Source organism: Plantactinospora soyae, assembly GCF_014874095.1.
Taxonomy (GTDB): Bacteria; Actinomycetota; Actinomycetes; order Mycobacteriales; family Micromonosporaceae; genus Plantactinospora; species Plantactinospora soyae.
The window spans coordinates 7,668,481-7,683,051 of sequence record NZ_JADBEB010000001.1; the positions used below are offsets into that span (position 1 = coordinate 7,668,481).

12 protein-coding genes and 1 pseudogene are annotated in these 14,571 nt (G+C 70.5%); 2 read left to right on the forward strand and 11 right to left on the reverse strand.

Annotated elements, in window-relative coordinates; translation table 11 throughout:
* Positions 1-235: 235 nt before the first annotated feature.
* Complete coding sequence (locus tag H4W31_RS33660) at positions 236-1,072, forward strand: undecaprenyl-diphosphate phosphatase (RefSeq protein WP_192770299.1); 837 nt, start codon at positions 236-238, stop codon at positions 1,070-1,072.
* A gap of 238 nt (positions 1,073-1,310) precedes the next feature.
* Here the strand turns inward: H4W31_RS33660 and H4W31_RS43390 are convergent, their stop codons facing one another.
* Entirely contained in the window at positions 1,311-1,604 is a 294-nt protein-coding gene (locus H4W31_RS43390) for an IS110 family transposase (protein WP_225945810.1), read from the reverse strand.
* Between the two features lie 140 nt (positions 1,605-1,744).
* On the opposite strand from H4W31_RS43390, the pseudogene H4W31_RS33670 reads away from it, so the two are divergent.
* A pseudogene (locus H4W31_RS33670) lies at positions 1,745-2,116 on the forward strand (GNAT family N-acetyltransferase); the annotation flags it as partial.
* 403 nt (positions 2,117-2,519) lie between these two features.
* Here H4W31_RS33670 and H4W31_RS33675 read toward each other — a convergent pair.
* The 10 genes from H4W31_RS33675 to H4W31_RS33720 all read right to left on the reverse strand — a co-directional run bounded on the left by H4W31_RS33675 (position 2,520) and on the right by H4W31_RS33720 (position 14,070).
* The gene (locus H4W31_RS33675) at positions 2,520-3,335 is read right to left on the reverse strand and encodes a class I SAM-dependent methyltransferase (protein WP_192770301.1); all 816 of its coding nucleotides are present in this window, start codon (positions 3,333-3,335) and stop codon (positions 2,520-2,522) included.
* Positions 3,336-3,458: 123 nt separating this feature from the next.
* A complete protein-coding gene (locus tag H4W31_RS33680; RefSeq protein WP_192772597.1) occupies positions 3,459-4,358 on the reverse strand; it encodes an ABC transporter ATP-binding protein in 900 nt (299 codons plus the stop codon).
* On the reverse strand, positions 4,358-5,104 hold the full coding sequence (locus tag H4W31_RS33685) for an ABC transporter ATP-binding protein (RefSeq protein WP_192770302.1): 747 nt from the start codon (positions 5,102-5,104) through the stop codon (positions 4,358-4,360). The genes H4W31_RS33680 and H4W31_RS33685 overlap by 1 nt, the downstream gene beginning before the upstream one ends.
* Positions 5,101-6,177, reverse strand: coding sequence for a branched-chain amino acid ABC transporter permease (locus H4W31_RS33690; RefSeq protein WP_192770303.1), 1,077 nt, complete (start codon positions 6,175-6,177; stop codon positions 5,101-5,103). The genes H4W31_RS33685 and H4W31_RS33690 overlap by 4 nt, the downstream gene beginning before the upstream one ends.
* The gene (locus H4W31_RS33695; RefSeq protein WP_225945812.1) at positions 6,174-7,097 is read right to left on the reverse strand and encodes a branched-chain amino acid ABC transporter permease; all 924 of its coding nucleotides are present in this window, start codon (positions 7,095-7,097) and stop codon (positions 6,174-6,176) included. Before H4W31_RS33695 ends, H4W31_RS33690 begins: the two co-directional genes overlap by 4 nt.
* Entirely contained in the window at positions 7,094-8,293 is a 1,200-nt protein-coding gene (locus tag H4W31_RS33700) for an ABC transporter substrate-binding protein (protein ID WP_192770304.1), read from the reverse strand. Before H4W31_RS33700 ends, H4W31_RS33695 begins: the two co-directional genes overlap by 4 nt.
* A 78-nt stretch (positions 8,294-8,371) precedes the next feature.
* Positions 8,372-8,776: a roadblock/LC7 domain-containing protein gene (locus H4W31_RS33705; protein WP_192770305.1), complete on the reverse strand. Its 405-nt coding sequence runs from the start codon at positions 8,774-8,776 to the stop codon at positions 8,372-8,374.
* Positions 8,773-11,361, reverse strand: coding sequence for a sensor histidine kinase (locus tag H4W31_RS33710; protein WP_192770306.1), 2,589 nt, complete (start codon positions 11,359-11,361; stop codon positions 8,773-8,775). The genes H4W31_RS33705 and H4W31_RS33710 overlap by 4 nt, the downstream gene beginning before the upstream one ends.
* A gap of 304 nt (positions 11,362-11,665) precedes the next feature.
* A complete protein-coding gene (locus H4W31_RS33715; RefSeq protein ID WP_192770307.1) occupies positions 11,666-12,226 on the reverse strand; it encodes a helix-turn-helix transcriptional regulator in 561 nt (186 codons plus the stop codon).
* 551 nt (positions 12,227-12,777) lie between these two features.
* Positions 12,778-14,070, reverse strand: coding sequence for a cytochrome P450 (locus tag H4W31_RS33720; RefSeq protein WP_192770308.1), 1,293 nt, complete (start codon positions 14,068-14,070; stop codon positions 12,778-12,780).
* Positions 14,071-14,571 lie beyond the last annotated feature (501 nt).

A 14,571-nucleotide genomic window follows, 5' to 3' on the forward strand; every position in this document is an offset into this window, starting at 1 on the left:
TTGTCCACAGACTCCACACCCACCGACTACAGGAGAACGGTTCGGCATCCGGTCGGTAGCTGCCCGCTGAGTCGGGCGGCGCGCGGACATGTCGATGAGCGAACGTCCGCGTGCGCTGGCATCGCTGTTGACTCCGACCGGGCGTGGATCCACACCGGCCCTGCCTGGCGCGGCAGGCCATGGTCGCTACTCCTATGCTCGGACGCGGCCAGAACGGGATCAAGGGCGGTCAGGTTTGAACATCTTCGAAGCGGTGCTGCTCGGTGCGGTGGAGGGTTTCACCGAGTTCCTGCCTGTGTCGAGCACAGGGCACCTGACGATCTTGGAAAAATTGCTCGGGTACGAGCTGGACGATCCTGACATCACCGCGTTCACGGTAATCATCCAGTCGGGCGCCGTGCTGGCAACGATCCTGTTTCTACGTAGGGACATCGCGCGGATCGTGCCAGCCTGGTGCCGAGGGCTGTTCTCGGCGTCGGCCCGGGCCAATCCGGACTACCGGTTCGGGTGGGCGGTGATTCTGGGCTCGCTGCCGATCGTGATCGTGGCGCTGCTGTTCAAGGACACGATTGAGACGTCGCTGCGGAGCCTGTGGGTCGTGGCCGGGGCGCTGATCGTGTGGAGCGGAGCGATGGCGTTCGCCGATCATGCGGCCACGCAGACGCGGCACGAAAACGACGTGACCTGGAAGGACTCGCTGATCATCGGAACGGTGCAGTGTCTGGCGCTGATCCCGGGGGTGTCGCGGTCAGGGGCGACGATGTCGGCGGGCCTGTTGCTTGACCTGGACCGGGTGACGGTGACGAAGTTGTCGTTCTTCCTGTCCATCCCGGCGCTGCTGGGCGCGTCGCTACTGCAGGGCGTGGAGGAGGCGGGCAACATCGCCGAAGGGGTGGGGTGGACAAACACACTCTTGGCAACGGCGGTCAGCTTCGTGGTGGCGTACTTCTCGGTGTCCTGGCTGCTGCGGTTCATCGCCCAGCACTCGTACAGCATCTTCATCTTCTACCGGGTGGCGCTGGGCCTGCTACTGATCGTGCTGCTGGCAACGGGCACGATCGAGGCCCAGTGATCGGGGTGCGGTGAGCCGGCGGAAGAGCCGGCTTGGGGATGCGAGCCGGTCACGCTGGAGCTAGTTGCCGTTCCCCGTTGTCCTCCCGGGCCCGCTGCCATGGCGGCTGTGGTGTCGTTGATCATGCACCGGTGGACGATGTCGGACAGGCGTCGTTTCAGCGCCCGCATCGCTTCCATCGACGTCTTGCCAGTGGCCTTCTTGCGGTCGAAGTAGGCGCGTCCTTCGGTGGGGTTGCCTAGCTGGACGGTGGCCATGATCGATTGATCTGCCGGTCCCCGGCCCGGGAGAGCCGATGTCGTACCTGTTCGCCGGAGGACGCGTCGATGGGGGCGGTGCCGTTCCAGGAGGCGAAGTGGGCCCGGTCCGGGAACCGGGTGATGTGGCCGACCTCGACCAGCAACCGGGCAGTGCCGGACGGTCCGATGCCGTGCAGGTTCATCAGCGTGGTCCCGTTGGAAGCCACCAGTTCGGTTAGTTCCTTGTCGGCTTCCTTGGAACACCGGTAGACGCGTTCGAGGTCACCGATCAACTCCGCGGCGACCCGACGACGGGCCTTGCCGAACGCGTCACGGGGCCGGACCGTGGCCAGCAGTGCCTTGACCTGGGCGGCGGACAGGCTCTTCTTCGCCCTACCCGGAATGAGTTCCAGCGGGACGGTTCGCCGGCACGACGTCGTTCACAGATCCTAATCCCGTGCTGCGCACCTTGACGATCGGCTACACCTGGCTCGGACGGCTGTGGTGGGGTACGGGCGCGAACGCCGAAGCGAAACTACTGATGCTCACCTTCGCCTTCGAGACCCTCGGCGCGGTCCGGGTAGCGCTGGGCACCGACATCCGTAACCAGCGGGCGCAGGCCGCCATCGAGCGGCTGAGCGCCACCCAGGAAGAGATACTGCGCAAGCATCGCCGCCGCGCGGACGGGTCGTGGCGCGACACCGTTGTCCACGCGATCACCGACGACGACTGGCCGCAGGTGAAGGAGGACCTGAACAGCCGGCTGCAAACCTATCCCTCGGCCGGACGGGGAATGCCCAACTGACCGTCGTCCTGACGCGCTCGCGGATGGACAGCCTCGTGGATGTGGGGCAGGTACTTAAATCTTGCGCGAGGATTGCGCGCACCGGTCGCCGCTGCGCATCCGTACGGACCTTCCCGGCCCGGGTACCGCGACCTGCCTGATGCCGGGGGCCAGGCCGGCGTAGCACGGGCGACCGCGACCGGCAGGGCGCCGATCGAGGCGGGCTGGTCCACGACCACGAGGATCAGCGGTCCCCCGACGCCACCCGACCCGGCGACAACACCCCCGGATCATGCGTACGACAGGGGCAGTAGGTCACACCGGGCCGGGCGACCGAGGGTCCCCGGCTGGGGACGATCAGGAGGCAACGGGAGGAGGGACGGCCGCCGATCGGCCCGACCCGCCGATCGCCGTCCCGGAATGGTCAGTTCACGCTGCCCCGGCCGGGCCGGCGGCCCCGGGTCGAGACGAACTGGTACGACAGCGACGCGAACGCCGGGTCGTTGGCTAGCTCACGGAAGCCCTCCAACTGGTTCGGCGACAGGCCGGTGGCGAGCAGTCGTGGTTCGAGCTGACGGGAGTTCGTCTCGTGCAGCGAAGCTCCCGCCGATCCGCCGGGCCAGCTCTGCGAGTGGGTAATGGTGTCTACATCGGTCAGTCCGGCCAGCACCATCTCGGTGTGCACGTCCTGCGCCCACGCCAGGTCGGCGCCACGGTCCTGGAGGATGCCCAACGTCGCCTCCATCACCTGCTGGAAGAGCTTCGCCGCGTCGTCGGTCGGTGCGGCCAGTACCCGCAGTCCGGCCGTACAGTCGAACTCCTCGACGACCAGCCAGCCGCCGGGCGCCAGCGCACCGATCAGCTCGGCCAGTACCCGTCGGCGCTCCGGCAGGTGCAGCAGGACGAGCCGGGCGTGGATCACGTCGAACGGGCCGCCCTCCGGCGCGCCGGTCCGGACGTCGTGCTGGCGTACGTCGAGGTTGCCCGCCGGGGCCAGGCGCGACGGTTCGATGTCGGTGGCGATGACCCGGCCGCCGGGGCCGACCACCCGCGACATCATCCGGGCGATCGAGCCCCCGCCGGCACCCAGCTCCCAGCAGGTGGCGCCCGGTGCCAGGATCGACGCCAGCCGGTCGGCTGTTATCGGATCAAGAAACGTCTCCAGCGCACGCATCTGCGCCTCGGCCTCCGGCGAACGGTTGTCGAACGCGTAGTTGGACTTCACAGGGGTGGTAGTCACGTTCGGTTACCTCCTTGATGTGATCGGTGACGACGATCCGGCCACGCGTCATCGCGCGTCGGCACCGGGAGAAAACGCGGGGGGCCACTGGTGCGACGCGGGGTCAGACTGCGACGAGAAACGTCAGGGTGCGGATGAGGAAGGGGATGCGGATGGGGAGGTTGAGGAGTGCGCGTCTGGCGGAGGGTCAGCGAAAAGGGCGGGCCGCTCCGTACCTCCCGTTGGTACTGAGCGGGCGGAGCCGGACCCGATCGGGGTCGACTCCTGGCCGGACGGAACCGATCCGGTCCGGTCCGGGATGGCCGCGCCCGCCACACTGAGAACCGCCTCCACCGGGGCGGGGTTGGCGCGCACGGCGGCCGTCGAGTCGGCGAAGACCAGTCGGCCGTAGTCCAGCACGGCGATCCGGTCGGCAACCTCGACCGCGTGCTGCAGTTGTTGTTCGACGAGCAGGACACTCAGCCCTGCCGAGGCCAGCCCGGTGATGACCTCCCGGACCCGGGCCGCGAGCTCCGGCGCGAGTCCTTCGCCCGGTTCATCCAGGAGCAGCACCCGGGGTTGGGTCAGCAACGCGCGGGCGATCGCCAGCATCTGCTGCTCGCCGCCGGAGAGCTGGTTGCCACGGTGCCGCAACCGCTCCGCCAGTCGGGGCAGCAGCTCCAGCACCCCGGGCACCGTCCAGTTCGGACCGGACCCGGTCGCGTCACGCCGCCGGAGCGACGCGGCGAGGCTCAGGTGCTCGGCCACGGTCAGCCGGGGAAACACCCGACGTCCCTGCGGCACCAGCCCGACACCGGCCCGGGCCACCCGGTGCGCCGGCCTACCGGCCAGGTCCCGTCCATCGACCGAGACCACTCCCCGGTACGGACGCAGCAGACCCGCGATGGCGTGCACCAGCGTGCTCTTGCCGGCACCGTTGCGCCCGACCAGTGCGTGCACCCGGCCAGCGGCCACCTCGAGGTCGATGTCGTGCAGTACGGTGCCGCCGTCGTACCCGGCGAACAGCCCGCTCACCCGCAGCATCACCGCACCGCCTCGGCGTACGCCCGTCGCACGGCCGGCGCGTTGCGGATCTCGTCCGGTACGCCGCTGGCTACCAGCCGACCGTCGTGCAGCACGGTGACGGTGTCGGCCAACGCGTACACCAGATCCAGCCGGTGCTCGACCAGCAGCACCGACATCTCGCGCGGCAGCGCCGCCAGCAGTTCGACCAACCGGTGCACCTCCACACCGGAGAGTCCGGCGGCCGGCTCGTCGAGCAGCAGCAGCCGGGGACGACCGGCCAGGGCCATCGCGATCTCCAGTTGCCGGCGCTCGCCGTGCGACAGGTGCGCGGCGGTCGTGGGTGCCGAGCCGGCGAGCCCGACCCGGTCGAGCAGTTCGGCCGCGGGTTCAGCCAGCCGACGGCGGAACCGTCCCCGGCTGCCGACACCACGGAATCCGCCGGCCTGCCGCCAGCCGGCCACCACGACGTTCTCCAGCACGCTCAGGGTCGGCCAGACCGCCGGCCGCTGGTGGATCCGGCCGATGCCGTTGCGGGCCCGGCGGGCCGGGCCGAGCCGGGTGACGTCCCGCCCGGCGAAGACGATCCGGCCCTCGTCCGCCCTGCTCGCCCCACCGATCAGGTCGAGCAGGGTGGTCTTGCCGGCCCCGTTGGGTCCGATCAGGGCGTGCCGCTCCCCCTCGCCGACCCGCAGGTCCACCCGGTTCACCGCGACCAGTGAACCGTAGCGCCGGGTCACCGCCTCGGCGGTCAGCAGCGCGCTCACGCGTCGACCCCCGAGCCGCTGACCGGTGGACCGGCGGCGCCCACCCCGGCCGGCGGCGCCCCACCCCGGTGGTCGTACCCGTCCCGGCCCGCGCGTCCGTTCCGCTCCCCCGAACGGGACCGGAGCAGCCCGGCCACGTCGGTGGAGAAACCGGCCACGCCACGCGGGAACAGATAGGCGGTCAGCACGAACAACCCGCCGAGCAGCAGGGGTGCGTAGCCGGGCAGCAGCCCGGAGAGCCAGTCCCGGACCGCGATGACCAGGGCGGTGCCGGCGATCGCACCACCGATCGAGGTCGCGCCGCCGATCACCACGCCGAGGAGCAGCAGGGCGGAGACGTCGAAGCCGAAGTCGGCCGGAGAGACGTACTGCTGGGCGGTGACCAGCAGGGATCCGGCGATTCCCGCCACCACTCCGGCGGCGGTGAACGCCACCGCCAGGTAACCGGTGACCCGGTGCCCGGAGGCGCGCATCCGCCCCTCGTCGTCCCGACTGGCCCGCAGCAGCAGACCCGCGGGCGTACGTAACACCATCACCATGGCCGCTATCACCACCCCGACCACGACCAGCGTATACAGATAGCGTGCCTGGTCACCGTCGAGTGCGGCCATGCCCCAGACGGGCTGGATCGGCGGAATCCCGGCGAGGCCGTCGGTCCCTCCGGTGACGGAGCTCCACCGACTGGCGGCGGTCACCGTCAGTTCGCCGATGGCCAGGGTAATCATCAGGACGACGACGCCTCGGGCGTACACCACCAGCGGCACGGTGAGGAGCGCGAACAGCCCGCCGGCCAGCGCCCCGGTCAGCACCTGCACCACCCCGACCGACGAGACGTGCACGGCGACGAGGGCACTGGCGTAGGCACCGGCCGCGAACGGGCCGGTCTGACCGAGGGTGGGCAGCCCGGCGAGGCCGGTCAGCAGCGCCACGCTCACCCCGACCAGTGCGAGCACCAGGGTGCGGGCGAAGACCGAGGTGGTGTACGTGTCCACCAGCCAGGGCACGGCCACCGCGAGGACGAGCAGCCCGACGACCCCGGCCCGGAGCAGCCAGCGCCGGCCGGCCGGGGTCACGCCGTACCTCCGAGCCGGGGCCGGAGCCGCAGCCATCGCCCGGACAGGCCCCGGGCCCGGACGGCGAGCACCACGGCCATCGCCGCGAACAGCAGGAACGGCGCGGCCGTCGGCGCCAGCGCGACGCCGAGACTCTGGATCTCGCCGACCGCGAGGGCGGCCAGCAGGGTCCCCCGGACCGAACCGAGACCGCCGAGCACCACCACCACGAGGGAGAGCAGCAGGACGTTGTCGGCGGTGGTGGGCGCGGGTCCGATGATCGGCGCGCCGAGGACCCCGGCCGCACCGGCCAGCGCGCCGGCCGCGGTGAGCACGCCGAGCCGGATCCGGGCCGGATTCACCCCCAGGCAGGCCACCATGTCGGCGTCGTCGACGGCGGCCCGGACCAGCATCCCGGCCCGGGTCCGGGCCACCGCCAGGTAGAGCAGCAGCGCGAGCAGGGCCGCCACACCGATGAACACCAGCCGGTACGCGGCGTAGCGGTGGCCGGCCAGCACCACCGTCCCGTCCAGCGCGGCGGGGATCCGTACCGGCAGACTGTCCGGGCCGAACGCGGTGACCAGCAGGCTGCCGCCGGCCAGCGCGACGCCGAAGGTCAACAGCGCCTGGGTGAGATGGTCCCGCCGGGCGACCGGCGCGAGCAGGCCCGCGAGCAGGCCCCCCGCCCCGGCCGACGCGACCACTCCGACGCCGAGTGCGACCAGCAGCATCGCCCAGCCACCGTCGAGCAACGCCGCCGCGGTGTACGCGCCGATCGCGTACAACGTGCCGTGCGCCAGGTTGAGGATGTTCGCCACGCCGAAGCAGAACACCAGCCCGGACGCCGCCACGAACAGCAGCAGCCCGTAGGCGACTCCGTCCAGAGCCGGGATCAGGTACGGATCGACCGGACCGAGCACCGGCGCCGCATTGACCATCATCCGCCCACGGTCGCCAGGTCACCGACAACGGTGTTGGAGAGCGCCCGACCGTCCTGCCGGACCTGTCGCAGATACCACTTCTGCACCGGTGAGTGCGTCTCCTTGGAGAACTGCCAGGTGCCACGCGGGCTGTTGATCTGGCCGAGTTCGGAGATCGCCTTGTTGATCTGGTCCGGCGTCGGGTTGTCCCCCGCCGCGCCGATCGCCTTGTCCAGCACCGCCGCCGCGTCGTACGAGGCCATCGCGTAGGTGGTTGGCGAACCGTCGTGGTCCTCCTTCCAGGCCGCGACGAACGACCGGTTCTCCGCGTTGTCGAGGTCGGGCGAGTAGTTGAGTACGGAGTAGATGTTCCGGGCCGCCTCGCCCTGGGCGTTGAGCACCCCGCCCTCGGTCAGGAACCCGGCCGCGTACAACGGCAGGTCCTTGATCTCGGACTGGGCGTACTGCTTGACGAAGTCGACCGCCGCGGTGCCGGCGTAGAACGTGTAGACGGCCTCGGCCCCGGACGCCTTGATCTGCGCGAAGTACGGCAGGAAGTTGGTGGTCTGCGGGAACGGGGTCCAGAGGGTCTTGCCGTCCTCGTTGGCGAGCTTGCCGCCGATCTCCTTGAAGGTGTCGGTGAACCCGCGCAGCTGATCGTAGCCGCCCTGGTAGTTCGGGCCGATGGTGAAGACCTCGCCCTTGACGTTGTCCCGGACGTACTCGGCGATCGCCGCGCCGGTCTCGTCGGAGAGGTAGGAGGTGGTCCAGATCCGGGACACGTCCTTGAGTTCGGGGCGACCGTTCGAGCCGACGAACGGGATCTTCGCCTCGGCGAGCACCGGGGCGACCGCCGCCACCGAGCCACCACCGACGATGCCGGTCAGGGCGTGCACCCGGTCCTGCTTGAGCAACTTGGTCGCGGCGGGTACGGCGGTGGGGGCGCCGTTGCCCTCGTCGGCGACGATCAGATCGATCTTGTGACCGCCGAGTTTGTTGTCGTGGGTCCGCAGGTACAGCTCGAAGCCGTCGCGGATCTCGGTGCCGACGGCCTCGTAGGTGCCGGACAGTGAGGCGAGCAGACCGATCTTTATCGTGCCCGGTGTGCCGCCCGTTTCACTGCCGCTGTTGCAGCCGCTGCTGGCCACGGTCAACCCGAGGGCGAGCAGCGCGGCGGTCAGGAAACGACGCCGGCTGGTACCGGTGGGGAAAGGCATGACTTCTCCAGTAGAGGGGGTGAGGAAGGGGGTTGGGGAAGGTCGGTCCGGTCCACGGCAATGGCCCGGTACCGAGGGTCAGCGCCGCTGCGCCACCACGGCCCGCGCCGCGGGGGTCAGTACGTCTCCAATCCGATTCGCCAGTTCGGTCATCTCGTAGGAGACTTTGCCGACGTCGCAGGAGGGTGCCGCGAGAACCAGCAGCGAGGCCCCGTCGTTGAACGCCATCGAGAACATGAAGCCGCCCTCGAGCTGGGTGACGTTGGAGATCACCGCACCCGCCTCGAAGAAGCCGGCCGCCCCGCGCAGCAGGCTGACCAGACCGCTGCCGGTCGCCGCCAGCTGATCGGCCCGGTCCGGTGGCAGGTTCCGGGTCGACGCCACCATCAGGCCGTCGCTGGAGATCGCGATGGCGTGGCTGACCTCCGGGGCCCGCTCGACGAAGCTGTCCAGCATCCAGCCGAGATCTCGTTGGTTGGTCACGTAGCACTCCCTGTCGCGTCGCTTGTCGCCGAGGCGTTCACCAGCTTGGGACGGCGGGCGGCCACGCCGCGGGCGTAGGCGGCCATCGCGTTGGCCACCTCGGCCGGGTCGCGGTGCTCCGAGACGGGCTGCTGCTCCCGGGCCGGCGGTGCGACGCCGCCCGGCACGAGATGCCGCTGCGGTTGGCGGATCGGGAGCCCGGACGGGGTGGTTCCGACGATGTCGGGGTTGACCAGTTCGGTGGCGGCCCGCCAGCCCTCGTCGGCCCGGGTCTGCCAACCCGTCGCGGCATAGCCGCCGGCCCCGTTGGACGTGCCGTTGGGAGGACCGCCACCGACCTCCGGTGTGGCCACCGGCGTCGGAGTACCCGCCCCGCCCGGGACGCCCGCGCCGACCGGGGTGCCCGACCCGACCGGGGTGCCCGACCCGTTGGCCGGGACCGTCGGGGCCGGGACGCCCGCCCGGTCGGTACGGAACCAGTTGTTGACCTGCTCGAAGATGACAAGCTCCTGGGTCGGGTCGTCGCCCCTGCCCGGATGCGTGGGGGCCGGCCGGAAGACCGATCCGACCGGCAGGGCCCGGTCGGTCGCCGTCTTGCGGGCCGGGCCGTTCGCGGTGACCGGAGCGGGTGGGGCGAGTGTGGCGGTGCCCCGGACCCGGCTCTCCGGAATGCTGGCCAGGCGTCCGGGTGCCAACAGTTGGGACTCGGGCGGTATCGGCCGGATCAGCGACGCGGGCAGCGACACCTCGGCGATCGTGCCGAGCTTGGGTCCCGGACGCAGTTCGACCGCGACCCCGAGGCGGCCGGCGAGCTGACCGACCACCACCAGGCCCATCGCACGGACCGCCGCGACGTCCGTCGCCGGTGGCCTGGCCAGCAGTTCGTTGAGTTGGGCCAGCCGTTGCAACGACAGTCCGACTCCCTCGTCGCTGACCTGGACGATGACCCGGTCGCCCAGGCTGCGGGCGGTCACCCAGGCCTCGGTCTCCGGCGGCGAGTAGGCGGTCGCGTTGTCCATCAGCTCGGCGAGCAGGTGCACCACCTCGTCCACCTTGTCGGCGGCCACCGCCACGTCCGGGTCGACGACGCCGATCCGGACCCTGGTGTAGTGCTCGATCTGGGACAGCGCCGCCTGTACGACCTTCTGCATCGGCACGTCCTCGTGCCGGACCCGCCCGACGCCCACACCGCCGAGCACCAGAAGGCTGGCGTTGATCCGTCCCATCCGGGTCGCCAGGCTGTCCAGGGTGTAGAGCTGTTGCAGCCGTTCCGGATCGGTCTCGTCCCGCTCGACCCGGTCCACCTGGGCGAGTACGGCATCGACGAGCCGCTGCTCGCGGCGACTGAGGTGGACGAAGATGTCGGCCGTGTTGGCCCGCATGACCGCCTGCTCGGCGGCGGTGCGTACGGCCGCCTGGTGCACGGCGCTGAACGCCTGGCCGACCTCACCGATCTCGTCGCCGCTGGACGCCTCCAGCGCCGACGACGACTGCCGGGCGAGCGCCTCGGGCTGGATCCCGGCGCTGTCGATGTTGCGCAGGTCCGCGACCATGGCCGGCAGTTCGGTGAAGGCGACGACGTGCGCGGCGTCCCGCAGCCGCCGCAGCCGTCGGGTGATCTGCCGGGCGACCGCCCAGGTCACCAGGACGGTCAACCCGAGCGCCACCGCCATCGCGGCGCCCTCGGCGAACGCCCGCCAGCGCTGCTCGACCCGGGCCGCGTCGACGTCGGCCAGCACGGCCGCGTCGACCCGCTGCTGCACCTCGAACAGCCGCGCCGCCCAGCCCTGGGTGGCGCCGATCCAGGCGTTGGTGGCGACCTCGAGCGGGGCGCCGATCTCGGCGCGGGAGACCTGGTCCTGGAGGCGTTGCAGGACCAGTGCCTCCTTGCCGCTGCCCGCCTGCTCCCACCACACCTTCCAGTCCGACGGGGCGAGGCTGAGGAAGGCGAGGCTGGACTCGGTGAAGCCGGTCCGGGCGGCGGTGATGTCCTGCTGCATCGCCGGGGTCAGCTGCCCGGCGGCGATCGCCCGGAGCACCGCGACCTGCTGCTGGCCGAGCGCCTCGGCGGTCTTCGACAGCGCGGCGGCGGCCCGGATCCCGTCGGCGACCTCGGCCGAGACGACCCCCTGGGCGATGGACTCCCGGTATGCGAGCAGGTCCGCGATGATGATCCGGTAGCTGAACGTGGTGGCGGAGACGGCGGCGTGGGCCGCGGTGCGTACCTGGGTACGCAGTGGCGGCAGCGCGGCGAGCGCATTGTCGATCCGTCCGAGCACCACGGCCGCGCCGGACGACGCATCCGAGGCGAGCGCCCGTTGCCGGTGGTAGCGCGCGACTATCTCGTCCGTGTCGCCGGCCTGCCGGGCGTAGGTGTCCTGCTGCCGCGGACTGGCCGAGGTCAACAGGTCGGCCGCGGCGGCCCGTTCCCGTTGCAGCTGGTAGGCGAGCCGGCCGGCCTCCGCGCCCAACTGGGCGAGCACACCGAGATCGCTGGCCTGCCCGGCCTGCCGGGCGCTGTCGGCCAGCGCCAGCCCGGCGAAGCCGACGACCGCCACCAGGGGGGCGGCCACGATGATGCGCATCCGAGAGGCGATCTTCCAACCCCGTCGACGTACGGGCTGAGGCCGGGCCGCGTGGGATCTAGTGGTCGAGGCCAAGGCTGACTCCCACGGCTCGTCATCGAGGGGATCTGCATCTTGCAGTTAGCAAATCCCATTGCGCCGGACAAGAACGACGGATAACAGGGTTAGCAGTGGTACAAACAGCTCGTACCACTATCTGTACCCGCCGATGAACAGGCAGTTACATCCACAGCCAGTGACGTCCGCCCGGTTCCCGGGACGTCGGTCGTAGCGGCTTCCATCGACCGCCATGGCCGCCTCGAACTCAGCGGCGGCGGCCCAGCGCGCCGACCCGACCACGCCGGTGGGACTCGGTGTACGGCCGATGTGGCTCTCCGGCCGGCCGACGAGGCTCCGCCGGCTGTGGTGCTGGCTCGGCCGCCGGATCGCCGGCCGCCAGCGGCTGCTGGTGCGGGTGGTCCGCTTCCGGATGCTGATGCTGGTCGGTTGGGAAGTGGATCCGCAGCATCTGGTCGATCAGCTCCCGCAGCTCGTCGATCGCCTCCACCACGGACTGTGGATCGTGGCGGGCCGGGTCCGAGGCGAACTCCGCCAACCGCTCGGCTTCGCTGCCGCGTGGTCCACGACGCCCGTCGGCGGCGATCTGCTCGCGCGCCACCCGGGGCCAGAGCGCGGTGAGCAGACCTCCGGTACCGAGCGCCTCGTCACAGCGGACGGCCAGTTCCTGACTGCCGTAGCGGCGGCCCGCCTCCACCGCCGCCACCGTCTCCCGGCTGAACCGGACCCGGTCGGCGAGGGCACGCTGGGTCAGCCCCTTGCGGGTACGCCAGCGGCGCAGTTCCCGTTGAAACTGTCGCGTGGCCATCGAGTCCGCAGTACCTGACGAGAACGCAGCGTCCATTTGCTCACCTTCGTTGGTCAGCGATTCGAGCAGTCGAGCCAGATCATGAGACCTGCGCCACAGATCATGAGCCGGCATTTGCCGGGGCCAATTCTTACCGCCCGCGGGACGGGTGTGAAGACGTACGCGGCACCTGTCGTTTCCGGTAACTGAAAACCTCGTTGGCAGATCTACTTGACGGTACGGAAATGATCTCGGCCGCACCCCCTGATCGCCACCTGTTGCCCGGATTCATCCCTTCCGCCGTGAGCGGCGAATGGCGACACTCCGCAATGGTCGACGAAGATCGGGACCCGGGACCGGGCGGGTCCGGGCGATGCGGTCCGGTCCGGCACGGGCCCGGCAGCAGGGCCGAGAGCCGGACACCGCCGGAGCGCGCCGGCTCGACGAGCGGAGATCAGCGCCGGGCCCGACGGGCCTCGACCGACCGGAACGCCCGGGTACGCGCGGCGGATACCGCCGGGACAGACACCGGGCGAACCATCAACCGAATTGGTTATCCGACACGGGATTGGCTACGCAGCGCGTGCGGGTACCGCCTCCGGTGGATCATCGTACCGTTCCCTGGGAACGCTGCTGACATTGATGACAGCGGGCAGGACCCGATGCGCCCGGAACGCGACATTGGGCTTGTAGACACTCACGTGGCCGGGCGCCAGACGAAGCCCCGGAATTGTCTCCGCGAGCCGGACGAGCGCGATCCGCGCCTCCAGCCGGGCCAGCGCGGCACCGATGCAAAAATGCGGACCGTAACCAAAGGACAGATGATCCTTGGCGTCCCTACGGTCCGGATCGAAGTTGTCCGGGTGGGCGAACATCGCCGGATCGCGGTTGGCGGCACCGATGACCAGCAGGCAGCGCGCGCCGGCCGGAATGGTCACTCCACCGATCGTCACCGGTCGCAGCGTCACCCGCAGCCAGCCGTCGATGGCCGGACCGAACCGCAACGACTCCTCCAGGAACGCCGGCACACTCTCCGGCTCCTCGGCCATCCGTCGCCACCGGCCGGGAACCGACAGAGCCTGCTCCAGACCGTGGGCCAGCAACCCGGCCGTGGTCTCGTGCCCCGCCACCAGCAGGTTGAACGCCATGCTGGCCACCTCGGCAGGGGTCAGCACGCTGTCGTCGCCGTCGCGGTACCGCAGCGCCCGGCTGATGAAGTCGTCACCGGTCAGGTCGCCGTCCACCCGCCGCGCCACCAGGTCCTGGCAGTAGTGCCAGAACTCCAGCAGGCCCTGGGCCAGCCGCACCTGCTCCGCCGGATCGGGCTGCCCCCAGATCAGCGCGATCTGACCATCGGCCCACCTTCTGATCCGGGCGACGTCCCGGTCGGGCACGCCGAGGATGTCGACCACCACCAGCAGCGGCAGCAGGGCCGCGAACTCGGGGATCAGGTCGACCACCTCGCCCTTGCGGTCGACGAGCCCGTCGACAAGCTCGTCGACCCGGCGGCGCACGATCGGGCCGTACTGGGCCGAGACCCGGGGCGCGGTGTTGGCGAAGGTGGCCCGCAACGCCTGGCGGGTCCGGGTGTGCACCGGCGAGTCCGCCGCGGCCGTGGTGGCCGGTACGTCGAGTTGCATCACCACCGCCAGCGCCTCCGGACACATCTCGTACACCGGGGCGAGGGTCAGCGCGTTGCCGAAGCTCTCCGGGTCGCCGAACGCCTGCCGGACGTGCTCGTGCCGAGTGATCAGCCACATCCCCAGGTCGTCGGCGTGGTGCACCTCCTCTGGGCGATTCAGGAGGTCCCGCCAGACGGCGGCCGGATCGGTGAGATAGCTACCAGCGAACGGGCTGAGTTCCATGGCCGCCTCCTGGCCCACGCTACGGCGCGGTGTCGCAGAAGCAGCGGGCAATACTTCACCCCATCGAGAATGTGCCGCCCCGCAACTTCTACGACGACTGGAATCTCACGATGCGCTGCGCCCGACGGTAAGTCAAGGCATTGGTTTGTGCCATTGTATTGGGCCACCGGCGGGGGGTTCGCAGAGCCGGCCGGGCGCGCGTGTCAAGCCCCGCTGCAAGTTGCGTACTGCACTTGCTTCCTGGTCACGCCCACTGGCCCGGCTGCCGACCGGTCCCGGGGCACCGTACACTGCGGACGGGTCGCCCCGGGTGCCGGCCGACACCGCGTCCGCGCCCGGACCGATGACGGAAACGGATAAGCGCCAGGAAACCGGCACCGGTCCGGCAAGGGCATTCGTAGATCAACGACAATACTAATCGGGTCTCGGAGGGGCCGATCCGACGTCCCACGGAAACGCAATCGATCCATGCCGCTCGTCCGGCGTACACCGGGACGAGCC